General features: G+C 51.4%; 19 protein-coding genes, 3 tRNA genes and 3 rRNA genes. 13 read left to right on the top strand and 12 right to left on the bottom strand.

Annotated elements, in window-relative coordinates:
• Positions 1-32: 32 nt before the first annotated feature.
• The 7 genes from HV302_RS19995 to metN form a co-directional block, all read right to left on the bottom strand.
• Complete coding sequence (locus HV302_RS19995) at positions 33-857, bottom strand: YaeF family permuted papain-like enzyme (protein ID WP_181626494.1); 825 nt, start codon at positions 855-857, stop codon at positions 33-35.
• A gap of 52 nt (positions 858-909) precedes the next feature.
• Complete coding sequence (proS, locus tag HV302_RS19990; protein WP_016151778.1) at positions 910-2628, bottom strand: proline--tRNA ligase; 1719 nt, start codon at positions 2626-2628, stop codon at positions 910-912.
• A gap of 113 nt (positions 2629-2741) precedes the next feature.
• On the bottom strand, positions 2742-3449 hold the full coding sequence (gene tsaA, locus HV302_RS19985; RefSeq protein WP_104651514.1) for a tRNA (N6-threonylcarbamoyladenosine(37)-N6)-methyltransferase TrmO: 708 nt from the start codon (positions 3447-3449) through the stop codon (positions 2742-2744).
• Positions 3446-3850, bottom strand: coding sequence for an Rcs stress response system protein RcsF (gene rcsF / locus HV302_RS19980; protein ID WP_016151780.1), 405 nt, complete (start codon positions 3848-3850; stop codon positions 3446-3448). The genes tsaA and rcsF overlap by 4 nt, the downstream gene beginning before the upstream one ends.
• Positions 3851-3966: 116 nt before the next feature.
• A complete protein-coding gene (gene metQ, locus HV302_RS19975) occupies positions 3967-4782 on the bottom strand; it encodes a methionine ABC transporter substrate-binding lipoprotein MetQ (protein WP_006686809.1) in 816 nt (271 codons plus the stop codon).
• Between the two features lie 44 nt (positions 4783-4826).
• Positions 4827-5480 carry a methionine ABC transporter permease MetI gene (locus HV302_RS19970; protein ID WP_003018471.1) on the bottom strand — a complete coding sequence of 218 codons (654 nt, stop codon included), beginning with the start codon at positions 5478-5480 and terminating at the stop codon, positions 4827-4829.
• Positions 5473-6504 (bottom strand): methionine ABC transporter ATP-binding protein MetN, encoded by a 1032-nt coding sequence (gene metN, locus HV302_RS19965; RefSeq protein ID WP_181626493.1) that lies wholly within the window; start codon positions 6502-6504, stop codon positions 5473-5475. The genes HV302_RS19970 and metN overlap by 8 nt, the downstream gene beginning before the upstream one ends.
• Positions 6505-6693: 189 nt before the next feature.
• Between metN and gmhB the strand changes: the two genes are divergently transcribed.
• The 7 genes from gmhB to dkgB all read left to right on the top strand — a co-directional run bounded on the left by gmhB (position 6694) and on the right by dkgB (position 13768).
• Positions 6694-7260 (top strand): D-glycero-beta-D-manno-heptose 1,7-bisphosphate 7-phosphatase, encoded by a 567-nt coding sequence (gmhB, locus tag HV302_RS19960; RefSeq protein WP_016151783.1) that lies wholly within the window; start codon positions 6694-6696, stop codon positions 7258-7260.
• A gap of 364 nt (positions 7261-7624) precedes the next feature.
• A 16S ribosomal RNA gene (locus HV302_RS19955) occupies positions 7625-9166 on the top strand.
• 85 nt (positions 9167-9251) lie between these two features.
• Positions 9252-9327, top strand: a tRNA-Glu gene (locus HV302_RS19950).
• Between the two features lie 220 nt (positions 9328-9547).
• Positions 9548-12454 (top strand): 23S ribosomal RNA (locus tag HV302_RS19945).
• A 100-nt stretch (positions 12455-12554) separates the two neighbouring features.
• Positions 12555-12670 (top strand): 5S ribosomal RNA (gene rrf, locus HV302_RS19940).
• The 16S, 23S and 5S rRNA genes sit together here with 2 tRNA genes alongside, the layout of an rRNA operon.
• Before the next feature lie 55 nt (positions 12671-12725).
• Positions 12726-12802, top strand: a tRNA-Asp gene (locus HV302_RS19935).
• Between the two features lie 162 nt (positions 12803-12964).
• Positions 12965-13768, top strand: a complete 804-nt coding sequence (gene dkgB / locus HV302_RS19930; RefSeq protein ID WP_019076057.1) for a 2,5-didehydrogluconate reductase DkgB — start codon at positions 12965-12967, stop codon at positions 13766-13768.
• Positions 13769-13788: 20 nt separating this feature from the next.
• Here dkgB and yafC read toward each other — a convergent pair whose 3' ends face one another.
• Complete coding sequence (gene yafC / locus HV302_RS19925) at positions 13789-14703, bottom strand: DNA-binding transcriptional regulator YafC (protein WP_016155740.1); 915 nt, start codon at positions 14701-14703, stop codon at positions 13789-13791.
• Between the two features lie 104 nt (positions 14704-14807).
• Between yafC and HV302_RS19920 the strand changes: the two genes are divergently transcribed.
• The 3 genes from HV302_RS19920 (at position 14808) to HV302_RS19910 (ending at position 17762) form a co-directional block, all read left to right on the top strand.
• Entirely contained in the window at positions 14808-15983 is a 1176-nt protein-coding gene (locus HV302_RS19920; protein ID WP_181626492.1) for an MFS transporter, read from the top strand.
• A 131-nt stretch (positions 15984-16114) separates the two neighbouring features.
• Positions 16115-16915: an endonuclease/exonuclease/phosphatase family protein gene (locus tag HV302_RS19915; RefSeq protein ID WP_029139415.1), complete on the top strand. Its 801-nt coding sequence runs from the start codon at positions 16115-16117 to the stop codon at positions 16913-16915.
• Positions 16916-16991: 76 nt separating this feature from the next.
• Positions 16992-17762, top strand: coding sequence for a class I SAM-dependent methyltransferase (locus tag HV302_RS19910; protein ID WP_047357609.1), 771 nt, complete (start codon positions 16992-16994; stop codon positions 17760-17762).
• 49 nt (positions 17763-17811) lie between these two features.
• Here HV302_RS19910 and mltD read toward each other — a convergent pair whose 3' ends face one another.
• Positions 17812-19170 carry a murein transglycosylase D gene (gene mltD / locus HV302_RS19905; RefSeq protein WP_181626491.1) on the bottom strand — a complete coding sequence of 453 codons (1359 nt, stop codon included), beginning with the start codon at positions 19168-19170 and terminating at the stop codon, positions 17812-17814.
• Between the two features lie 71 nt (positions 19171-19241).
• Positions 19242-19997, bottom strand: a complete 756-nt coding sequence (gene gloB / locus HV302_RS19900) for a hydroxyacylglutathione hydrolase (RefSeq protein WP_181626490.1) — start codon at positions 19995-19997, stop codon at positions 19242-19244.
• A 33-nt stretch (positions 19998-20030) separates the two neighbouring features.
• Here gloB and HV302_RS19895 point away from each other — a divergent pair, with 33 nt between their 5' ends.
• On the top strand, positions 20031-20753 hold the full coding sequence (locus HV302_RS19895; protein WP_181626489.1) for a class I SAM-dependent methyltransferase: 723 nt from the start codon (positions 20031-20033) through the stop codon (positions 20751-20753).
• On the opposite strand, the gene rnhA is transcribed toward HV302_RS19895, so the two are convergent.
• On the bottom strand, positions 20750-21217 hold the full coding sequence (gene rnhA / locus HV302_RS19890; RefSeq protein WP_016151805.1) for a ribonuclease HI: 468 nt from the start codon (positions 21215-21217) through the stop codon (positions 20750-20752). The genes HV302_RS19895 and rnhA overlap by 4 nt on opposite strands.
• 64 nt (positions 21218-21281) lie before the next feature.
• Between rnhA and dnaQ the strand changes: the two genes are divergently transcribed.
• Positions 21282-22010, top strand: coding sequence for a DNA polymerase III subunit epsilon (dnaQ, locus tag HV302_RS19885; RefSeq protein WP_029139417.1), 729 nt, complete (start codon positions 21282-21284; stop codon positions 22008-22010).
• A 134-nt stretch (positions 22011-22144) separates the two neighbouring features.
• A tRNA-Asp gene (locus tag HV302_RS19880) sits at positions 22145-22221 on the top strand.
• 155 nt (positions 22222-22376) lie between these two features.
• Here HV302_RS19880 and HV302_RS19875 read toward each other — a convergent pair.
• Positions 22377-22895, bottom strand: coding sequence for a hypothetical protein (locus tag HV302_RS19875; RefSeq protein WP_016155747.1), 519 nt, complete (start codon positions 22893-22895; stop codon positions 22377-22379).

Genomic DNA, 22895 nt, shown 5'->3' with positions numbered 1-22895 from the left:
AACTGTCCGGCGATCGCCCGGACAGTTTTTCCTTATCGGATCAATCCAACAAAACGGCTGGTTTTGATATAAATCCCTAACTTCAGGTGGCCGATATACTGTAGCTGCGTTTCAGACTTAAACGCGGAAATGTCACCTTCGCGCATATGCATCAGGTCGGAAGGGCTAATCCAACCCGGCTGCGCCATTGTTAGCGGGTGCCCGGCTGTGGCAAACGCATCGGTTACGAATTCGGAGCAAAACCACGCCTTCTTTTCTCCTTCACTGGTATTGTTCAACTGTGCTTTTGCCAGCCCGCTGACGCATTGCTGGCGAAAATCCTCTGAGAAAGGATTCAATGAACATATTTGCCGGGTCACCATAAACGGAATAAATTCGACGATGCCGCGGTAGTTATAGCCGCTATCTTTGATTTTATAAGCGAATGTTTTGATTTCTTCGGCCTGCTGCGGTGTGAGGTTGGGGACCCGCAGAGCAAAAAGCTTATCGCTGTGATTTTCAGCCTTTTTAAGCGAAATGATTTGTACTCCCGCCCCAGTCGCTTCGGCAACTTCATTATCGCCAAGGTAAACGGCGACATGGCTGACAGAAGAGGTGCTGAACGCGCGAATACCAAATGAGGTCACCCCAAGACTGGAGGAGAATAGCAGGTCGCCTGGCCGGAGGTCGGTATCCGTAATTTCATGCAGCGCTTGATCGGTAAATGAGCTTTGATGCTGGAGTTTTACCTCCCATTTCTTTGCCTGGGCATCAACAGCGGTTGCTGATGGATTTTGCTGACTGACGTCAATCGTGCAGGCTGAAAGCAGAAGACCGAAGGGGAGGAGCAGGCAGTAATACGCCGTTGGTTTAGCCATTTTATACAATCCATGTAAAAAAGGCCCTGATCCTCAGGGCCTTGTGCTGGTATTAGCCTTTAATAGCTTTGACCAGGTAGTCGACGATGTCGCCGGTTTTAATCAGCTCTTTCTCGCCGTTACGACGGTATTTGTATTCGATATCGTCGTTGTCGAGGTTACGGTCGCCCAGCACGATGGTATGCGGAATACCGATGAGCTCCATATCAGCAAACATCACGCCTGGACGCTCTTTACGATCGTCCATCAGCACTTCAATACCCTGCGCGCGCAGCTCCGCGTACAGCTTCTCAGCCAGCTCCTGCACACGGTAGGATTTGTGCATGTTCATCGGCAGAATAGCAACCTGGAACGGGGCAATGGCGTCTGGCCATACAATGCCGCGATCGTCGTAGTTCTGTTCAATCGCGGCAGCCACAACGCGAGTGACCCCGATACCGTAGCAGCCCATGGTCAGCGTCTGGTTACGACCATCTTCTCCCTGAACGGCGGCTTTCATCGCTTCAGAGTACTTGGTACCCAATTGGAAGATGTGGCCCACTTCGATACCGCGTTTGATCATCAGCGTACCTTTGCCATCCGGGCTTGGATCGCCGGCGACCACGTTACGAATGTCAGCCACTTCCGGGGTGGCCACGTCACGATCCCAGTTGATACCGAAATAGTGTTTACCGTCGATGTTGGCACCGGCAGCAAAATCGCTCATTACCGCAACGGTACGGTCGATAACCACCGGAATCGGCATGTTCACCGGACCCAGAGATCCAGGACCTGCTTTAACCAGCGCACGAATTTCTTCTTCGGTGGCGAAGGTCAGCGGGCTGGCAACCTGCGGCAGTTTTTCCGCCTTGACTTCGTTCAGCTCGTGATCGCCACGAACCAGCAGCGCAACCAGCGGGTAGCTGCTGCCTTCAACCGCTTTCACCAGCAGGGTTTTCACGGTTTTCTCGATAGGCAGGTTGAATTGTTCAACCAGCTCGGCGATGGTCTTAGCGTTCGGCGTATCAACCAGCGTCATTTCCTGTGTTGCAGCGGCGCGCGGTTCTTTCGGTGCAACAGCTTCGGCAAACTCGATGTTTGCCGCATAGTCGGAAGAGTCAGAGAAGATCACATCGTCTTCACCGCTCTGCGCCAGCACCTGGAATTCGTGAGAGGCGCTGCCGCCGATAGAACCGGTATCCGCTTGTACCGCACGGAAATCCAGCCCCATACGGCTGAAGATTTTGCTGTACGCAGCGTACATCGCGTCGTAGGTTTCCTGCAGAGATTCCTGAGAGGTGTGGAAAGAGTAGGCATCTTTCATCAGGAATTCGCGGGAACGCATCACGCCGAAGCGCGGACGCACTTCGTCACGGAATTTGGTCTGGATCTGATAGAAGTTCAGCGGCAGCTGTTTGTAGGAGCTCAGCTCATTACGGATCAGGTCGGTGATCACTTCTTCATGCGTTGGGCCGAGTACGAACGAACGATCGCCACGGTCAGCAATACGCAGCAGTTCCGGGCCGTATTGTTCCCAACGGCCGCTCTCTTCCCACAGTTCAGAAGGCTGAACGACCGGCATCAACACCTCGATCGCACCGGCGTTGTTCATCTCTTCACGCACGATGTTTTCGACTTTTTTCAGGACGCGCACGCCGGTCGGCAGCCAGGTATATAACCCGGAGGCCAGCTTGCGGATCATCCCGGCGCGCAGCATCAGCTGGTGGCTGATGACCTCGGCGTCGGCAGGTGTCTCCTTCAGAGTGGAGAGCAGATATTGGCTAGTACGCATGTTGTTACGGTTCCAGTTGAACGATCGAACAGGCTCAAAATGAGCCTGGCACAAAACAAAAGTGGTTTAGTTTACCAGCGAGAAGGGGATGTCAAAAGAGTACGCGATGCAAATTAGCGGGCTTCCAGAGCAAAGACCTCAAATCCTGACGGCGTCACGCGCCAGCGGACGTTAAAGTCCAGCAACCAGACGGCATAGGTTTTACCTTCTTCCTCGTTTTTACGGTAGGCAGGACGCGGATCCTGCGCCAGCACTTCGGCAATAAACTGACGAAGATGCGGGTAACGCTGTTCGAGCTTTGGTAGTTGCTCAGCGAGCTCTTCACTGAACGTCACGTCTACACTGGCCTGCGGCGCGTCCTGAGCATAGCTGGCGCGAGCATCAGGCAGCGATTCGGCAAACGGCAGATATGGTTTTATATCCACTACCGGCGTGCCATCAACAAGATCCAGCCCGCCGAGATCAAGGATTACGTGCTCTTTATGGCAACGGATGCCCCGCAGCTCAACCAACGACATGCCAACAGGGTTCGGACGAAACGTTGAACGCGTGGCAAAAACGCCCATTCTGGCATTGCCGCCAAGACGGGGAGGGCGCACAGTTGGACGCCATCCACCTTCCATTGTCTGGTGAAAAACAAAAATCACCCACAAATGGCTGAAGGCTTCCAGGCCGCGAACGGCATCGGCCTGGTTATAAGGTGCGAGCAAATGCAGTTCACCGTTGGCACTTTTCACCAGACCCGGCTGGCGTGGAACGGCGAACTTTTCTTTATAAGGTGAGCGGATAACGCCTATTTGCTCGAACTGAAAATGGCTCATTTCGCCGAAATGTTCAGTGCAGAACCGATGCAAACCGCCTGGCGATAGCAACCCGGCGTTCCGCTGGTTACTTCGCAACTGTGCAGCAATACCGCATTTGCTTTCATTTTAGATGCGTTAATCTGCATGCGTTTGCGTGCGGTTGGAATGCTCGGCGGAGAATCCTGGTTGGATGCCTGGCAGGATTCGCCGCTGACTTCGCCGAGATCGCGGAACGGTTTGCCAACTAAATCTTCAGCGTTAGTAATGATTCTTACCGGCGCCGCGCGCGGTGCTTTGGGTTTTTCCGGCTCCGCTTTAGGCGGGGTAGCGGTGCTTTGAACGGGTTCAACAGGGGATCTGCTTAACATAGAACAGCCGCTCAGCATGAGTGCTACTAAACAGATCGGTAAAGCACGCATAATATTTCCTCAATGAATGATCTAAACGTCAGATATTGAATCAGGTGCTTGCATAAATGACAAGACGGGCAAGCGCCCGTCCTGATGATATTACAGATTCTGGAAACAGCCTAAAATTACCAGCCCTTAACAGCACCGCCGTTGAAGACTTTGTTTGCTGCTTCGTACACTTCGTCAGACTGGTATGCCTGAACGAATTTCTTCACATTCTCAGCATCTTTATTGTCTTCACGAGTCACGATCAGGTTTACGTACGGAGAATCTTTATCTTCAACAAAGATACCGTCTTTAGCTGGGGTCAGGCCGATCTGGCTGGCGTAGGTCGTGTTGATGACCGCCAGTGCGATTTGCGCATCGTCCAGGGAACGCGGCAGCTGCGGCGCTTCCAGTTCAACCAGCTTCAGGTTTTTCGGGTTTTCAATCACGTCCAGCGCGGTCGGCAGCAGACCAACACCGTCTTTCAGTTTGATTAAGCCCACTTTTTGCAGCAGCAGCAGGGAGCGGCCAAGGTTAGTCGGATCGTTTGGAATCGCGACCTGAGAGCCTTCCTGCAACTCATCCAGTGATTTGATTTTTTTAGAGTAGCCCGCAATCGGGTAAACAAAAGTATTACCTGCGGCAACCAGTTTGTAGCCGCGATCTTTGATCTGTTGATCCAGGTACGGTTTGTGCTGGAAGGCGTTAGCATCGATATCGCCTTTGCTCAGTGCTTCGTTAGGCAGGACGTAATCGTTAAACGTGACCAGCTCAACGTCCAGACCGTATTTTTCTTTAGCCACTTTCTGCGCGACTTCTGCGACCTGCTGCTCTGCGCCAACAATAACGCCCACTTTGATGTGGTTAGGATCTTTTTCATCCTGACCGCAACCCACAAGTGCCAGAGAACCGATCAGGGCTCCAACTGCCGCAAAGGTTTTGAATTTGAACGCCATGCTTATTTCCTTTTCTTAATGAGTTTTTAGTGTTGTGTGCAACGTTATTTGTGCGTGACAGCCCGGACGATGCGATCGCCGGATAACTGAATTAAATAAACCAGAACGACGAGCAATACCAGCACTGTATTCATGACGGTAGCGTTGTAGCCAATATAACCGTACTGATAACCAATCTGGCCAAGACCACCGGCACCAACGGCACCGCCCATCGCGGAATAACCCACCAGCGTGATAAGGGTGATGGTGGCCGCATTGACCAGTCCAGGCAGTGCTTCTGGTAGTAATACCTTACGTACAATTTGCAGCGGCGTGGCGCCCATTGCACGGGAGGCCTCAATCAGCCCGGTCGGGATTTCGAGCAGCGCGTTTTCCACCATACGGGCGATAAACGGCGCGGCGCCGACGGTCAGCGGGACGATAGCGGCCTGCAGCCCAATAGAGGTGCCAACGATCATGCGGGTGAACGGAATCATCCACACCAGCAAGATAATGAACGGGATGGAACGGAAAATATTCACCAGTGCAGAGAGCGTGCGGTAGAGCTTCGCGTTCTCAATGATTTGCCCCGGCCGCGTTACATACAGCAACACGCCAACCGGCAGGCCAATCACAAAACCAAAAAAACCGGACACAAAGGTCATTGCCAGCGTTTCCCATACGCCGCGAACCAGTAGCCACATCATCGGCTCAGACATAACCCAGTACCTCTACTTTTACATGGTGTTCCTGCAACCAGTTAATGGCTGCTTGTGTATCTTCCTGTGTGCCGTGCATTTCAGTCAGCATGATGCCGAACTTCACGCCGCCGGCGTAATCCATCTGCGCGCTAATAATGTTGTTATTCACGTTAAAACGACGGGCCGTCTCCGAAAGTAATGGCGCATCAACCGAATGACCGGTGAATTCCATGCGCAGCATTGGCACGCTGTCGGCTTCTGGCTTTGCTTTTAAACGTTCCAGATAATCTTCCGGGATATCCAGGTGTAGCGTGGACTGGATAAATTTATGTGCCAGCGGCGTTTTCGGGTGGGAGAACACTTCGCTGACGGTGTCCTGCTCAATCAGCTCACCATTACTGATGACCGCTACGCAGTCACAAATGCGTTTTACAACGTCCATCTCATGGGTAATCAGCAGAATGGTGAGTCCCAAACGACGGTTAATGTCTTTCAATAATTCCAGAATCGAGCGGGTTGTTGCCGGATCAAGTGCGCTGGTGGCTTCATCACACAGCAACACTTTTGGATTGCTGGCCAGCGCACGCGCAATCGCCACTCGCTGTTTTTGTCCGCCGGAAAGGTTGGCCGGGTAGCTGTCGTGCTTGTCGCCAAGGCCGACTAAATCCAGCAGTTCTGTTACACGGCGTTTGATCTCTTCCTTTGGCGTATTATCCAGTTCCAGCGGCAGCGCGACGTTGCCAAACACGGTACGGGAAGAGAGCAGGTTAAAGTGTTGGAAAATCATGCCGATTTGACGGCGAGCTTTAGTCAGCTCGGATTCAGAAAGCGTCGTCAGCTCCTGACCGCCAACCTGAACACTGCCTTCGGTTGGGCGTTCAAGTAAGTTAACGCAGCGAATGAGCGTACTTTTACCGGCACCGGAGGCGCCAATGACGCCATAAATCTGCCCGGCAGGAACGTGCAGGCTGACTTTATTTAGCGCCTGAATGGTGCGAGTCCCCTGCTGGAACACTTTGGTGATATTCGAAAGTTTAATCATTGGTTATTTATTATCGTAATTAAGTTAGCCGTGGCATTTTCGTCTGTCTGGGACGGTCGAAGCCGTCAACAAGATGGATGTTAAGGCATCCAGACGTCTAAATCAATCTAGCTTTGCACGATGAGCACTTTCTTGCCCGCCGAAACATGCGATACTAGAGCCACATGCCTTATTCAGGAGCTATAAAAGGTGGCAAAATCTGTACCCGCAATTTTTCTCGACCGCGACGGCACCATTAATGTGGACCACGGTTACGTACATGAGATTGACGAGTTCGAGTTTATCGACGGCGTTATTGATGCCATGCGTGAACTTAAAAATATGGGTTACGCGCTCATTATCGTGACAAACCAGTCTGGTATCGCTCGTGGCAAATTTACTGAGGCACAGTTTGAAACGTTGACCGAATGGATGGACTGGTCGCTGGCCGATCGCGACGTTGATTTGGATGGTATCTACTATTGCCCGCATCATCCGCAGGGCACAGTAGAAGAGTATCGTCAGGTCTGCGACTGTCGTAAACCGCATCCTGGAATGTTGATCTCCGCCCGAGACTTCCTGCATATCGATATGGCCGCTTCCTATATGGTAGGCGACAAGATAGAAGATATGCAGGCAGCGGCAGCGGCGAATGTTGGAACGAAGGTTCTGGTGCGCACGGGTAAACCTGTTACGCCGGAAGCAGAAAATGCGGCAGATTTGGTCATAAACAGTCTGGCAGACCTGCCAATGGCGATAAAAAAGCAGCAAAAGTAAGCGCAATGGATAAAAGGTGAGCGGTTGAAACAAAAATGCATTTTTCCGCTTGTCTTCCTGAGTCGACTCCCTATAATGCGCCTCCATCGACACGGCGGATGTGAATCACTTCACACAAACAGTCGGTTCGGTTGAAGAGAAAAACCTGAAAATGAGGGTTGACTCTGAAAGAGGAAAGCGTAATATACGCCACCTCGCGACAGAGCGCCAAAGCGCGTCGCAACTGCTCTTTAACAATTTATCAGACAATCTGTGTGGGCACTCGAAGATACGGATTCTTAACGTCGCAAGACGAAAAATGAATACCAAGTCTCTGAGTGAACACGTAATTCATTACGAAGTTTAATTCACGAGCATCAAACTTAAATTGAAGAGTTTGATCATGGCTCAGATTGAACGCTGGCGGCAGGCCTAACACATGCAAGTCGAACGGTAGCACAGAGGAGCTTGCTCCTTGGGTGACGAGTGGCGGACGGGTGAGTAATGTCTGGGAAACTGCCCGATGGAGGGGGATAACTACTGGAAACGGTAGCTAATACCGCATAACGTCGCAAGACCAAAGAGGGGGACCTTCGGGCCTCTTGCCATCGGATGTGCCCAGATGGGATTAGCTAGTAGGTGGGGTAACGGCTCACCTAGGCGACGATCCCTAGCTGGTCTGAGAGGATGACCAGCCACACTGGAACTGAGACACGGTCCAGACTCCTACGGGAGGCAGCAGTGGGGAATATTGCACAATGGGCGCAAGCCTGATGCAGCCATGCCGCGTGTATGAAGAAGGCCTTCGGGTTGTAAAGTACTTTCAGCGAGGAGGAAGGTGTTGTGGTTAATAACCGCAGCAATTGACGTTACTCGCAGAAGAAGCACCGGCTAACTCCGTGCCAGCAGCCGCGGTAATACGGAGGGTGCAAGCGTTAATCGGAATTACTGGGCGTAAAGCGCACGCAGGCGGTCTGTCAAGTCGGATGTGAAATCCCCGGGCTCAACCTGGGAACTGCATCCGAAACTGGCAGGCTAGAGTCTTGTAGAGGGGGGTAGAATTCCAGGTGTAGCGGTGAAATGCGTAGAGATCTGGAGGAATACCGGTGGCGAAGGCGGCCCCCTGGACAAAGACTGACGCTCAGGTGCGAAAGCGTGGGGAGCAAACAGGATTAGATACCCTGGTAGTCCACGCCGTAAACGATGTCGACTTGGAGGTTGTGCCCTTGAGGCGTGGCTTCCGGAGCTAACGCGTTAAGTCGACCGCCTGGGGAGTACGGCCGCAAGGTTAAAACTCAAATGAATTGACGGGGGCCCGCACAAGCGGTGGAGCATGTGGTTTAATTCGATGCAACGCGAAGAACCTTACCTACTCTTGACATCCAGAGAACTTAGCAGAGATGCTTTGGTGCCTTCGGGAACTCTGAGACAGGTGCTGCATGGCTGTCGTCAGCTCGTGTTGTGAAATGTTGGGTTAAGTCCCGCAACGAGCGCAACCCTTATCCTTTGTTGCCAGCGATTCGGTCGGGAACTCAAAGGAGACTGCCAGTGATAAACTGGAGGAAGGTGGGGATGACGTCAAGTCATCATGGCCCTTACGAGTAGGGCTACACACGTGCTACAATGGCATATACAAAGAGAAGCGACCTCGCGAGAGCAAGCGGACCTCATAAAGTATGTCGTAGTCCGGATTGGAGTCTGCAACTCGACTCCATGAAGTCGGAATCGCTAGTAATCGTGGATCAGAATGCCACGGTGAATACGTTCCCGGGCCTTGTACACACCGCCCGTCACACCATGGGAGTGGGTTGCAAAAGAAGTAGGTAGCTTAACCTTCGGGAGGGCGCTTACCACTTTGTGATTCATGACTGGGGTGAAGTCGTAACAAGGTAACCGTAGGGGAACCTGCGGTTGGATCACCTCCTTACCTTAAAGAAACGTTCTTTGTAGTGCTCACACAGATTGTCTGATGAAAAGTAAATAGCAAGGCGTCTTGCGATTGAGACTTCAGTGTCCCCTTCGTCTAGAGGCCCAGGACACCGCCCTTTCACGGCGGTAACAGGGGTTCGAATCCCCTAGGGGACGCCACTTGCTGGTATGTGTGAGTGAAAGTCGCCGACCGAAGTATCTCAAAACAGACTTTCGAGTCTCGTTTGAGATATTTGCTCTTTAAAAATCTGGATCAAGCTGAAAATTGAAACGACACACTGTTTCATTTCTCCGTAAACAAGAAATGAAAAGCGGTGTGTCCGAGTCTCTCAAATTTTCGCAATACTGAAGTGTTTTACGAAACATCTTCGGGTTGTGAGGTTAAGCGACTAAGCGTACACGGTGGATGCCCTGGCAGTCAGAGGCGATGAAGGACGTGCTAATCTGCGATAAGCGTCGGTAAGGTGATATGAACCGTTATAACCGGCGATTTCCGAATGGGGAAACCCAGTGTGATTCGTCACACTATCATTACGTGAATACATAGCGTAATGAAGCGAACCGGGGGAACTGAAACATCTAAGTACCCCGAGGAAAAGAAATCAACCGAGATTCCCCCAGTAGCGGCGAGCGAACGGGGAGCAGCCCAGAGTCTGAATCAGCATGTGTGGTAGTGGAACGGTCTGGAAAGTCCGACGGTACAGGGTGATAGTCCCGTACACAAAAGTGCATGTGTTGTGAACTCGAAGAGTAGGGCGGGACACGTGGTATCCTGTCTGAATATGGGGGGACCATCCTCCAAGGCTAAATACTCCTGACTGACCGATAGTGAACCAGTACCGTGAGGGAAAGGCGAAAAGAACCCCGGCGAGGGGAGTGAAAAAGAACCTGAAACCGTGTACGTACAAGCAGTGGGAGCCTCTTTATGGGGTGACTGCGTACCTTTTGTATAATGGGTCAGCGACTTATATTCTGTAGCAAGGTTAACCGAATAGGGGAGCCGAAGGGAAACCGAGTCTTAACTGGGCGTTAAGTTGCAGGGTATAGACCCGAAACCCGGTGATCTAGCCATGGGCAGGTTGAAGGTTGGGTAACACTAACTGGAGGACCGAACCGACTAATGTTGAAAAATTAGCGGATGACTTGTGGCTGGGGGTGAAAGGCCAATCAAACCGGGAGATAGCTGGTTCTCCCCGAAAGCTATTTAGGTAGCGCCTCGTGAATTCATCTTCGGGGGTAGAGCACTGTTTCGGCTAGGGGGTCATCCCGACTTACCAACCCGATGCAAACTGCGAATACCGAAGAATGTTATCACGGGAGACACACGGCGGGTGCTAACGTCCGTCGTGAAGAGGGAAACAACCCAGACCGCCAGCTAAGGTCCCAAAGTCATGGTTAAGTGGGAAACGATGTGGGAAGGCACAGACAGCCAGGATGTTGGCTTAGAAGCAGCCATCATTTAAAGAAAGCGTAATAGCTCACTGGTCGAGTCGGCCTGCGCGGAAGATGTAACGGGGCTAAACCATGCACCGAAGCTGCGGCAGCGACACTATGTGTTGTTGGGTAGGGGAGCGTTCTGTAAGCCGTTGAAGGTGGCCTGTGAGGGTTGCTGGAGGTATCAGAAGTGCGAATGCTGACATAAGTAACGATAATGCGGGTGAAAAACCCGCACGCCGGAAGACCAAGGGTTCCTGTCCAACGTTAATCGGGGCAGGGTGAGTCGACCCCTAAGGCGAGGCCGAAAGGCGTAGTCGATGGGAAACAGGTTAATATTCCTGTACTTGGTGTTACTGCGAAGGGGGGACGGAGAAGGCTATGTTAGCCGGGCGACGGTTGTCCCGGTTTAAGCATGTAGGCGGAGATTCCAGGTAAATCCGGAGTCTTGTTAACGCTGAGGTGTGATGACGAGGCACTACGGTGCTGAAGTAACAAATGCCCTGCTTCCAGGAAAAGCCTCTAAGCATCAGGTAACACGAAATCGTACCCCAAACCGACACAGGTGGTCAGGTAGAGAATACCAAGGCGCTTGAGAGAACTCGGGTGAAGGAACTAGGCAAAATGGTGCCGTAACTTCGGGAGAAGGCACGCTGATATGTAGGTGAAGTGATTTACTCATGGAGCTGAAATCAGTCGAAGATACCAGCTGGCTGCAACTGTTTATTAAAAACACAGCACTGTGCAAACACGAAAGTGGACGTATACGGTGTGACGCCTGCCCGGTGCCGGAAGGTTAATTGATGGGGTTATCCGTAAGGAGAAGCTCTTGATCGAAGCCCCGGTAAACGGCGGCCGTAACTATAACGGTCCTAAGGTAGCGAAATTCCTTGTCGGGTAAGTTCCGACCTGCACGAATGGCGTAATGATGGCCAGGCTGTCTCCACCCGAGACTCAGTGAAATTGAACTCGCTGTGAAGATGCAGTGTACCCGCGGCAAGACGGAAAGACCCCGTGAACCTTTACTATAGCTTGACACTGAACACTGGTCCTTGATGTGTAGGATAGGTGGGAGGCTTTGAAGTGTGGACGCCAGTCTGCATGGAGCCAACCTTGAAATACCACCCTTTAATGGCTGGTGTTCTAACGTAGACCCGTGATCCGGGTTGCGGACAGTGTCTGGTGGGTAGTTTGACTGGGGCGGTCTCCTCCTAAAGAGTAACGGAGGAGCACGAAGGTTAGCTAATCCTGGTCGGACATCAGGAGGTTAGTGCAAAGGCATAAGCTAGCTTGACTGCGAGAGTGACGGCTCGAGCAGGTGCGAAAGCAGGTCTTAGTGATCCGGTGGTTCTGAATGGAAGGGCCATCGCTCAACGGATAAAAGGTACTCCGGGGATAACAGGCTGATACCGCCCAAGAGTTCATATCGACGGCGGTGTTTGGCACCTCGATGTCGGCTCATCACATCCTGGGGCTGAAGTAGGTCCCAAGGGTATGGCTGTTCGCCATTTAAAGTGGTACGCGAGCTGGGTTTAGAACGTCGTGAGACAGTTCGGTCCCTATCTGCCGTGGGCGCTGGAGAATTGAGGGGGGCTGCTCCTAGTACGAGAGGACCGGAGTGGACGCATCACTGGTGTTCGGGTTGTCATGCCAATGGCATTGCCCGGTAGCTAAATGCGGAAGAGATAAGTGCTGAAAGCATCTAAGCACGAAACTTGCCCCGAGATGAGTTCTCCCTGACCCTTTAAGGGTCCTGAAGGAACGTTGAAGACGACGACGTTGATAGGTCGGGTGTGTAAGCGTAGCGATACGTTGAGCTAACCGATACTAATGAACCGTGAGGCTTAACCTTACAACGCCGAAGATGTTTTGGCGAAAGAGAAGACATCATTTTCAGCTTGATTACAGATTACATCGACAGACCTGAGAGGTGTGTTGATAAACAGAATTTGCCTGGCGGCTGTAGCGCGGTGGTCCCACCTGACCCCATGCCGAACTCAGAAGTGAAACGCCGTAGCGCCGATGGTAGTGTGGGGTCTCCCCATGCGAGAGTAGGGAACTGCCAGGCATCAAATTGCAGTAAACCGGGATGAATAATCCGGGTAGTGACAAAGAAATTCGGTGGAGCGGTAGTTCAGTTGGTTAGAATACCTGCCTGTCACGCAGGGGGTCGCGGGTTCGAGTCCCGTCCGTTCCGCCACTTATTAAGAGCCCTGAGCTAACGCTCAGGGCTTTTTTTTCCAGCGATTTAATTATTGCTGAATCCGCAAAAATCCTCTGCATTTTTCACTCTTTTTCGGCAAAGAACTGATGGTCATAATCCTCTCAGTTAACGAACATAGTGATTAAAAAGAGGAATTCTATGACTATCCCTGCATTTGGTTTAGGTACGTTTCGCCTGAAAGACGACGTGGTTATCGCTTCTGTCAAAACGGCGCTTGAGCTGGGCTACCGTGCTGTCGACACTGCGCAAATCTATGAAAATGAAGCGGCTGTTGGTCAGGCAATTGCCGAAAGTGGCGTACCGCGTAACGAGTTGTACATCACCACCAAGATCTGGATTGAAAATCTCAGCAAAGACAAACTGATCCCAAGTCTGAAAGAAAGTCTGAAGAAACTGCGTACGGATTATGTTGATTTGACGCTGATCCACTGGCCATCTCCGGGCGATGCGGTATCCGTTGAAGAGTTTATGCAGGCGCTGCTTGAAGCGAAAGAGCAGGGGCTGACTCGCGAAATTGGTATCTCAAACTTCACTATTCCGCTGATGGAAAAAGCCATTGCTACAGTCGGTGCAGACAATATCGCGACCAACCAGATTGAGCTGTCTCCGTATCTGCAGAGTCGTAAGGTGGTTGACTGGGCTAAAGCGCACGGTATCCACATCACCTCTTACATGACGCTGGCTTACGGTAAGGCGCTAAAAGATGAAGTGATTGCACGCATTGCCGCTAAACATAACGCGACCCCGGCGCAGGTTATTCTGGCATGGGCAATGGATGAAGGTTACTCCGTGATCCCTTCATCTACCAAGCGTGAAAACCTGGCAAGCAACCTGCTGGCGCTGGACCTGCATCTGGATACTGAAGATAAAAAAGCGATCGCGGCACTGGACTGCAACGATCGTCTGGTCAGCCCGGAAGGTCTGGCCCCTGATTGGGATTAATTGCCCGACCCTCTGTACCTTTAACCCTCTTTCACAGCTCCTTCGGGAGCTGTTCTTATATACTCACTTAAAAAGTCTATAAATGCCCGAATGCGTGTACTGACCGCACGATCGCTGTAGTAAACGGCGCTGAAAGGCATTTCTACCGGCAGACGTTTATCGGCCAGCAGCTCCACCAGTTCTCCCCGCGCGATCTCTTTATCAATCATATAATCTGAAAGACATGCGATACCATTGCCGCTCAGGCAAAGCTGTTTTAACGTTTCCCCGCTGTTGGAAGAAATCCCACATTCGACCTCATGGAGCTGTCCGTCGCTACGGGCAATCGGCCAGGTATTGAGTGAAACGGGTTCGGAAAACCCCAGACACAGATGCTGCTTTAACTGTTCGACAGTCTCAGGCTTGCCAAAACGGGCAATATAGTCCGGTGAGGCAATAATCTTACGATAGCTGGTAAACAACGGACGCGCACGCAGGCTTGAGTCAGTCAGCGTACCTGCTCGTATCGCGACATCCACTTTTCGTTCAATAAGATTGATGAACGTTTCTGAGGAGACAAGAGACAACGTCATCTCAGGATATCGCTCACGGAACGGTTTGATTAGCGGCATCAGGAAATGCAGCATCACCGGCGTTGCCGCGTCGATACGCAACAGGCCGCGCGGGGTATTGCGTGACTCCATGATTTCCGTTTCTGCTGCTGCCATCTCTTGCAGTATCTGCTGCACACGCCTGAAGTAGCGTTCTCCTTCTTCTGTCAGGCTTAGCTGTCGGGTCGTTCGATTAAGCAGACTCACACCCAATTTCATCTCCAGCTTTTTTACTGCCCGACTGACTGCGGAATTAGCCTGACCGAGTTGTTCTGCCGCCCGGCTGAAGCTGCCGCTTTCCACAACGGCCACAAAAATCGCAAGTTCTTCAGAGGTTGCTTTCATTTTTGCACCTGACGCAAAATTATATTGAGATTTTGAATGTTTTTGTTATTAAAACATCCCGGCATACTGCGTGTCATCTGATTACTGATGTTACGGAGTTATTTATGCCTCTCGCATTATTTGCACTAACAATAAGTGCCTTCGCTATTGGCACGACTGAGTTTGTGATTGTTGGCCTGGTGCCGACCATTGCTCAACAACTGGCAATCTCGTTACCTTCAGCTGGGATGCTGGTTTCAATCTATGCGCTGGGTGTGGCGATTGGCGCACCAGTGCTGACCGCTCTGACCGGAAGCCTGCCACGTAAAAAGTTGCTTGTCGCGCTGATGGTCCTGTTTACGGCGGGGAATTTACTGGCATGGCAGGCACCCGGGTATATGACACTTATTGTCGCCCGTCTGCTGACGGGGCTGGCTCACGGCGTATTCTTCTCGATTGGTTCCACTATCGCGACAAGTCTGGTGCCAAAAGAAAAAGCGGCTTCCGCTATCGCTATTATGTTCGGTGGCTTAACCGTTGCGTTGGTCACGGGCGTGCCGCTGGGTACGTTTATCGGCCAGCACTTTGGCTGGCGTGAGACTTTCCTGGCAGTATCAATGTTAGGCGTGATTGCGCTGATTAGTAGCCAACTGCTGATCCCGGCTAACATTCCAGGTCGAGCGGCCGCCAGCATTCGCGACCAGGTGAAAGTGCTGACTCATCCTCGTCTGTTGCTGATTTACGCCATTACGGCATTGGGCTACGGTGGTGTGTTCACGGCTTTCACCTTCCTGGCACCGATGATGCAGGATCTGGCGGGCTTCTCCCCGGCAGCGGTAAGCTGGATCTTACTGGGTTACGGCGTATCAGTCGCTATCGGCAATATCTGGGGCGGTAAGCTGGCGGATAAGCATGGTGCGGTTCCTGCATTGAAATTCATTTTTGCCGCGCTGTTTGTTCTGCTGATGGTCTTCCAACTGACGGCTTCCACGCAGTACGCCGCGCTGGCTACCATTCTGGTGATGGGGATCTTTGCCTTCGGTAACGTACCAGGGTTGCAGGTCTACGTGGTACAGAAAGCGGAACAATTTACGCCCAATGCTGTTGATGTGGCGTCAAGGCTGAACATTGCAGCGTTTAACATTGGTATTGCACTGGGTTCCGTGATTGGCGGACAAACGGTCGAGCATTATGGGTTGGCGCAGACACCATGGATTGGCGCACTTATTGTTCTGGTGGCTTTCCTGCTGATGGGGCTGAGCGGCCGTCTTGATAAGCCCACGCACGTTGCTCTGGGGTAAATCATTGATGTAAGCGCCCACTTACAAAACAAACTGCAATTGTTCGTTGAAAGTGAGTGCTAAAATCCCTATAACAGAAGAACCAGTCCGGCTGCGGACTGGTTGACGTTACAGAGGTTTGAAAGTCTAAAGTGCGAAAAAACACCTATGCCATGCGTTATGTTGCCGGACAACCCGCCGAGCGGATTTTACCGCCGGGCTCGTTTGCGCATATTGGACAGGCATTACCCGCAGGCGTACCGTTGAGCAGTGAAGATCGCATTCGCGTGCTGGTATGGAATATTTTTAAACAGCAGCGAGCAGAGTGGCAGTCGGTGCTGAAGAATTTTGGCAAAGACGCGCATCTGGTGTTATTGCAGGAAGCGCAAACCACACCAGAACTGGTGCAGTTTGCGACCACTAACTATCTCGCTGCCGACCAGGTTCCCGCCTTTGTGCTGCCACAGCACCCCTCTGGCGTTATGACACTCTCCTCCGCCCATCCAGTTTACTGCTGCCCATTACGCGAGCGTGAGCCTATTTTACGGCTGGCGAAATCGGCGTTGGTGACGGTGTACCCGTTGCCTGACACTCGGTTGTTAATGGTGGTGAATATCCACGCGGTTAACTTTAGCCTTGGCGTTGATGTCTATAGTAAGCAGTTACTTCCCATTGGCGATCAGATTGCTCATCACAGCGGTCCGGTGATTATGGCCGGCGATTTTAATGCCTGGAGCCGTCGACGGATGAATGCGCTGTACCGCTTTGCGCGTGAAATGTCGCTGCGCCAGGTGCGCTTTACCGACGATCAGCGCCGCCGCGCGTTTGGTCGTCCTCTCGATTTTGTGTTCTATCGCGGTCTGAACGTGAGTGAGGCCTCTGTGCTGGTCACCCGCGCCTCCGACCACAACCCGCTACTCGTTGAATTCAGTCCCGGCAAACCTGAACAATAACGGTGTGTCAGGTCTGCCGTAGGGCAGGCCTGTGATGGTTGCCCTTCATATTTCACAACAACCGAAGGACAACACAATGACAACACGCTCTCATCATGACAACGTCGAAAAACAGTTTGGCTCTCAGGCTAATGCCTACTTAACCAGTGCGGTGCACGCCTCTGGTCGTGACTTGCAACGTCTGGGGGAAAGGTTGTTGGCATTTCCGCAGGCCCGCGTGTTGGATATGGGATGCGGAGCGGGGCACGCCAGCTTTGTGGCCGCGCAATACGCAAAGCAGGTAGTGGCATATGATTTATCGTCGCAGATGCTTGACGTGGTCACTGAAGCGGCAAAGGACAGAGGTCTGGAGAATATCGCCACACGGCAGGGTTATGCTGAAAGCCTGCCGTTTGAAGATAACGTATTTGACGTGGTGATTAGCCGCTATTCCGCGCATCACTGGCATGATGTCGGGCGTGCGTTGCGAGAAGTGAACCGCATTCTGAGGCCCGGCGGCGTGCTGATTGTGATGGATGTGATGTCGCCTGGCCATCCTGTACGTGACATCTGGTTGCAAACTGTGGAGGCGTTACGTGATACCTCGCACGTACGCAACTATTCCAGCGGAGAATGGCTGTCGTTAATCAATGACGCCAATCTGATTGCCGATACCTTGTTAACCGATCGTCTGCCGTTGGAGTTCAGTTCGTGGGTGGCGCGGATGCGTACGCCTGCAGCGTTGAGCGACGCGATCCGTGTATACCAACAAAGTGCTTCTGCGGAAGTGAAAGCCTATTTTGCGTTACAGGAAGATGGCTCGTTTACCAGCGACACGATAATGGTTGAAGCACATAAAGCGGGATAAATAAAAAAGGCACTGGGGGGAAACCAGTGCCTTCATTTCTACAATGCTATCAGGAGTCCGGCATACCGCTGTTTTTCACAAACAACGTTAGCTGATCGCCTGGCTGCAGATTGTTCGTATCGCTGTTCCAGCGCATCACATCCTTGATGTTAACCCCGTGGCGTTTGGCAATGCTCGAGAGCGAGTCGCCTTTACGCACACGATAGGTGATGCTATCGCTGTTGTTCGCCAGTCGCTGTGCGCTGGTACCAGCGCCCACCGTCAGATTTTGGCCTACTTTCAGCGATGATCCGCGCAGATTATTCCACTGCTTAAGGTCATTGGTGCTCACGCCAAGACGTGAAGCGACGCCAGAAAGCGTATCGCCAGAGCGAACTTTGTAGCTACGGCTGTTCAGCTGCGTGTTATCCGCAACCAACGTTGACTGCACGGCTGCAATTTCGCCTGAGGCCAGAGACTCACGCAGCTTCTCTGCATGCTTCTTTGGCACCATCACATATTGCGGACCACTGGCACCCAACGTGGAGCCTTTCACGCCTGCATTGAAGGTTTTCAGCTTGCTGACGGAAATACCTGCCATATCGGCAACCTGAGCCATTTCAACCGGGCTACTCAGGCGAACACGTGCCAACGCGCGGCTTTCGTCTGTTGTTGGCAGACGCACGCCATAGCGTTTGCTGTTTTTGAGTATATCGCTCAATGCCAGCATTTTTGGCACATATAGCTTCGTTTCCTGAGGCAATGGCAACGACCAGAAGTCAGTGGGTTTACCACGGGCTTTGTTCGTTTTAATTGCCTTCATGACACGACCTTCACCGCTATTATAAGCAGCAACGGTCAGCAGCCAGTCGCCATCAAACATTTTGTTCAGACGCTGCATCATGTCCAGTGCGGCGGTGGTGGAAGCCACAACGTCGCGACGTGCATCATAATTGCGGGTCTGTTTTAAACCATAATTGCGCCCCGTGCTCGGAATGATCTGCCAAATACCTGCGGCATTGGCGCCAGACGTTGCGTGAGGATCAAAAGCGCTCTCCACTATGGGTAGTAGTACCAGTTCCATTGGCATGTTACGTTTCTTAACCTGCCCGGCTATCCAGTACATATACGGCTCTGCCCGTAAAGTTACATCGTGGAGATAGCTCTTATTGCGTAAATACTTCTGTTTCTGTTCGCGAATCCGGTTGTTTTCCGGAATTCCCATCTTTAGCTCGTCACCAATGAAAGCCCACAAATCTTGATCAGCAGCGATAGATGTTCCGTCGTCCATCCATCGCGCCTGACTTGTAAACTTTCCTGCTTCCCCTTGACCAGCTGCAGAAAGGCTCTGTGCGTGTTGTTGGACGTTACCAGTATTCTGGCACCCAACAAGCAGGACAGAGGCGAGTAATATCGCTTTTGCCTTCATGTGTGTGTCAATAGTTGCTTAAAAGACGACCGATCATAACGGCGAAGTTTTCAAAAGGCAACCCGGAATTGTCAGAACGTATCTTTCTTTGACCTTAACCAGGCAAAACGCTCTTCAGGTTGTTGCAATATTGTTTTTTTATTTATTTCATTAATTAAATCAATATCTTCCGTTCTTAAAAAAAGATTATTTCGTCGCTCATTTTTCAGAATTACGGGGAGTGTCATTTGTTTTTTTACGCGTAACTCATTAACTTTACGATAATATTCATTTATGAACGGATCGTGCGGAAGAATGCTTAAGGCAAACTTCATGTTTGCTAATGTGTACTCATGTGCGCAACAAATCAATGTATCGTCAGGAAGTGCGTTTAGTTTTTTAAGTGATTGATACATTTGAGATGCTGTGCCTTCAAAAAGCCGACCGCAGCCACCGGAGAAGAGCGTGTCGCCGCAAAACAGGTAAGGGTGGCTAAAGTAACAGATATGTCCTAAAGTGTGACCCGGCGTAGCAATTACTGTAAATTCATGCCCCAAAACGAGTGCAATATCGCCATCTTCGACTACATGCGTCGTTCCCTTATCTTGCGTTTCAGCCGGGCCGTATACCGCGATTTGTGGGAAATGTTGCAGAAGTTCTTTCACGCCGCCCACGTGATCCTGATGATGATGTGTCAGCAGAATGGCCTCGGGAACCCAGTTATGTTCTGCAATAGCTTTCAGAACAGGTGCTGCTTCACCCGGGTCCACAATCAGACAATGTTTGTCATTATTCGACAGGACCCAGATGTAATTGTCCTGAAATGCAGGAATACTGTTAAGATTCATAGATTACCTCTCAATGCGTAACGGAAGGTTGTGATGAAACCGGCAAGGATCCCTCAAACTGTCATAGCGCCCGTTAGTTGGGATGATTTGCCCTGGGGCGAACACTATCGTCAGGCGCTGGAGCATCAGCTTAACCCGTGGTTCGCAAAAATGTACGGATTTCATCTGCTTAAGATTGGTAATTTAAGCGCAGAAATCAATTCTGAAGCGTGCGCGGTTTCTCATCAGGTAAATGTTTCTTTGCAAGGCGCTCCCATGCAGGTGACTGCCGATCCTTTACATCTGCCCTTTGCCGATAAGTCCGTGGATGTTTGTTTGTTGGCTCATACGCTGCCGTGGTGTTCCGATCCACATCGCTTACTGCATGAAGCCGATCGCGTGCTTATTGATGACGGTTGGTTGATTCTGAGCGGCTTTAACCCGGTAAGTCTGATGGGATTGCGTAAACTGGTGCCCGTATTGCGTAAAACATCGCCCTACAATAGCCGGATGTTTACCCTCATGCGGCAGTTGGACTGGCTCTCATTGCTGAATTTTGAAGTACTGCACTGTAGCCGTTTTCATGTCCTGCCCTGGAACAAGAAGGGCGGGAAAATGTTAAGCGCCCATATCCCTGCGCTGGGCTGTTTGCAACTGGTGGTTGCGCGTAAGCGAACCATTCCGCTTACGCTCAACCCGATGAAACAAAATAAAAGCAAAACGCCTATCCGCCAGGCCGTTGGCGCAACCCGGCAATACCGTAAACCAGACGTTTAAGCCTCAGCCTGATACCCAATATCATCCTGAGTGGGACGCATTGCAGCAGCGCGCGCAAGCTCATCACAGCGTTCGTTTTCCGGATGGCCCGCATGGCCTTTAACCCATTCCCATTTGATTTGATGCGGCCCCAGCGCGGTATCCAGACGTTTCCACAGATCGACGTTCTTCACTGGTTTTTTATCTGCTGTTTTCCAGCCGCGCTTCTTCCAGTTGTGGATCCACTGCGTAATGCCCTGGCGCACATACTGGCTGTCCGTGCTGAGTATCACTTCACACTGTTCTTTCAGGGCTTCCAGCGCAACGATTGCCGCCATCAGCTCCATGCGATTATTGGTGGTGAGGTTGTAGCCTTCGCTAAAGGTTTTTTCGCGCCCGCGATAGCGTAAAATCGCCCCATAACCACCTGGCCCTGGATTTCCCAGGCAAGAACCATCGGTGAAAATCTCTACCTGTTTAAGCATCTCTGGTAGACTTCCTGTTTTAGCAAATCGAAATCAAACGATAAGTCTGACATAAATGACCGTTATGAGCACTGGAATTACACGACAGATCGTCCTCGATACCGAAACCACCGGTATGAACCAGATTGGCGCCCACTACGAAGGCCACAAGATCATTGAGATCGGTGCGGTTGAAGTGGTGAACCGCCGCCTGACCGGGAATAACTTCCACGTTTACCTGAAACCGGATCGGCTGGTGGACCCGGAAGCGTTTGGTGTACACGGAATCGCAGACGAATTCCTGCTTGATAAACCTACGTTTGCCGATGTGGCCGATGAGTTTCTCGACTACATCCGCGGTGCAGAGCTGGTCATCCATAACGCATCGTTTGATATCGGCTTTATGGATTACGAATTTGCTAAGCTCAGGCGGGATATTCCAAAGACAAACGAATTCTGCAAAATTACCGATAGCCTGGCGCTGGCGAGGAAAATGTTTCCTGGCAAGCGCAACAGCCTTGATGCGTTATGCTCACGCTATGAAATAGACAACAGTAAGCGAACCCTGCACGGCGCATTGCTCGATGCCCAGATTCTGGCCGACGTTTATCTGATGATGACCGGTGGGCAGACCACGATGGCGTTCTCGATGGAAGGTGACAGCCAGCAGCAGAATGACACGGGGATCCAGCGTATTGTGCGACAGTCCAGCAAACTACGCGTTGTTTTCGCCACTGATGAAGAGTTAGCGGCCCATGAGTCGCGCCTTGACCTGGTGCAGAAGAAAGGCGGAAGTTGCCTCTGGCGGGCATAGTTTGTACGTTTTCCGTATGGAAATGACCATTCGGGTGATTTTTGCAGCAAACGATTAAAAAACGTGAGAAAAAGCGTTGACGACGCGTGAGGCAATCCGTAATATTCGCTTCGTTCCCAAGCGGAACACAACGCGGAGTGGTAGTTCAGTTGGTTAGAATACCTGCCTGTCACGCAGGGGGTCGCGGGTTCGAGTCCCGTCCATTCCGCCACTATTCAGAAAGCCTGAATCAGAAATGATTCAGGCTTTCGTCGTTTTAGCCCGCCACAATAATAATCTCATCATCACACTTTATCGACCACGTCCGTGCTATCGGGCAGGCAACACATCAGGTCATCCTTAACCCGACGCATATCCAGGGGCAGATCAACCTGCGAAGTGATTCATCACGCAGGCGAAGCGGGGGGAAAAGTTATCGCCGATAAGCACCGTTTCTTCATTCAAGTGCTTTAGCATATACAGCTTGTCGGCACGTTCGTAAGCGTCGAAGAAGAGATAATCGACAGCATCCGTTGCTTCATCATCGGGGGATTTTTCACGTCCGTTGGGAGTGAGCATGAAAACACCGGCGGTATGGCCGAGTGGTCGGGCATAGCGAAAGAACAGTTTTCGGTTCACAGCAAACTCGCCATCATCACTTTTGAGTTTCCCTTGTACTGACAATGAAAGGTGTCCGGAGTTGTAGCTGGTAATCAGCATTATTCCATGGAGTACCTTTTTTGTATCCTGGATGTCGAGTATCGACGTGAATTCCGAGGAGCAGGAAAAACTGATTTCTTGTTTTTTCGCATTCCCGGCGATAATAAAAAAAGCGATAGCCGCCAGCCCAAAAATGGCAATCACGACTGACCATAGTAAAGGAGAGTGATCGCTTTCTTGCTTCAT

This window comes from Citrobacter sp. RHBSTW-00859 (genome assembly GCF_013729795.1).
Lineage (GTDB): Bacteria > Pseudomonadota > Gammaproteobacteria > Enterobacterales > Enterobacteriaceae > Citrobacter > Citrobacter braakii.
This window is presented reverse-complemented; position numbering and strand designations above follow the sequence as displayed.

What these genes read in the sequence shown, in the direction of transcription:
- rnhA (WP_016151805.1), bottom strand. Translation starts at nt 21,217, where the DNA reads ATGCTTAAACAGGTAGAGATTTTCACCGATGGTTCTTGCCTGGGAAAT.
- HV302_RS19920 (WP_181626492.1), top strand. Translation starts at nt 14,808, where the DNA reads ATGCCTCTCGCATTATTTGCACTAACAATAAGTGCCTTCGCTATTGGC.
- HV302_RS19995 (WP_181626494.1), bottom strand. Translation starts at nt 857, where the DNA reads ATGGCTAAACCAACGGCGTATTACTGCCTGCTCCTCCCCTTCGGTCTT.
- mltD (WP_181626491.1), bottom strand. Translation starts at nt 19,170, where the DNA reads ATGAAGGCAAAAGCGATATTACTCGCCTCTGTCCTGCTTGTTGGGTGC.
- proS (WP_016151778.1), bottom strand. Translation starts at nt 2,628, where the DNA reads ATGCGTACTAGCCAATATCTGCTCTCCACTCTGAAGGAGACACCTGCC.
- yafC (WP_016155740.1), bottom strand. Translation starts at nt 14,703, where the DNA reads ATGAAAGCAACCTCTGAAGAACTTGCGATTTTTGTGGCCGTTGTGGAA.
- dkgB (WP_019076057.1), top strand. Translation starts at nt 12,965, where the DNA reads ATGACTATCCCTGCATTTGGTTTAGGTACGTTTCGCCTGAAAGACGAC.
- HV302_RS19910 (WP_047357609.1), top strand. Translation starts at nt 16,992, where the DNA reads ATGACAACACGCTCTCATCATGACAACGTCGAAAAACAGTTTGGCTCT.
- rcsF (WP_016151780.1), bottom strand. Translation starts at nt 3,850, where the DNA reads ATGCGTGCTTTACCGATCTGTTTAGTAGCACTCATGCTGAGCGGCTGT.
- gloB (WP_181626490.1), bottom strand. Translation starts at nt 19,997, where the DNA reads ATGAATCTTAACAGTATTCCTGCATTTCAGGACAATTACATCTGGGTC.
- HV302_RS19895 (WP_181626489.1), top strand. Translation starts at nt 20,031, where the DNA reads ATGAAACCGGCAAGGATCCCTCAAACTGTCATAGCGCCCGTTAGTTGG.
- HV302_RS19875 (WP_016155747.1), bottom strand. Translation starts at nt 22,895, where the DNA reads ATGAAGCAAGAAAGCGATCACTCTCCTTTACTATGGTCAGTCGTGATT.
- tsaA (WP_104651514.1), bottom strand. Translation starts at nt 3,449, where the DNA reads ATGAGCCATTTTCAGTTCGAGCAAATAGGCGTTATCCGCTCACCTTAT.
- HV302_RS19970 (WP_003018471.1), bottom strand. Translation starts at nt 5,480, where the DNA reads ATGTCTGAGCCGATGATGTGGCTACTGGTTCGCGGCGTATGGGAAACG.
- metN (WP_181626493.1), bottom strand. Translation starts at nt 6,504, where the DNA reads ATGATTAAACTTTCGAATATCACCAAAGTGTTCCAGCAGGGGACTCGC.
- dnaQ (WP_029139417.1), top strand. Translation starts at nt 21,282, where the DNA reads ATGAGCACTGGAATTACACGACAGATCGTCCTCGATACCGAAACCACC.
- metQ (WP_006686809.1), bottom strand. Translation starts at nt 4,782, where the DNA reads ATGGCGTTCAAATTCAAAACCTTTGCGGCAGTTGGAGCCCTGATCGGT.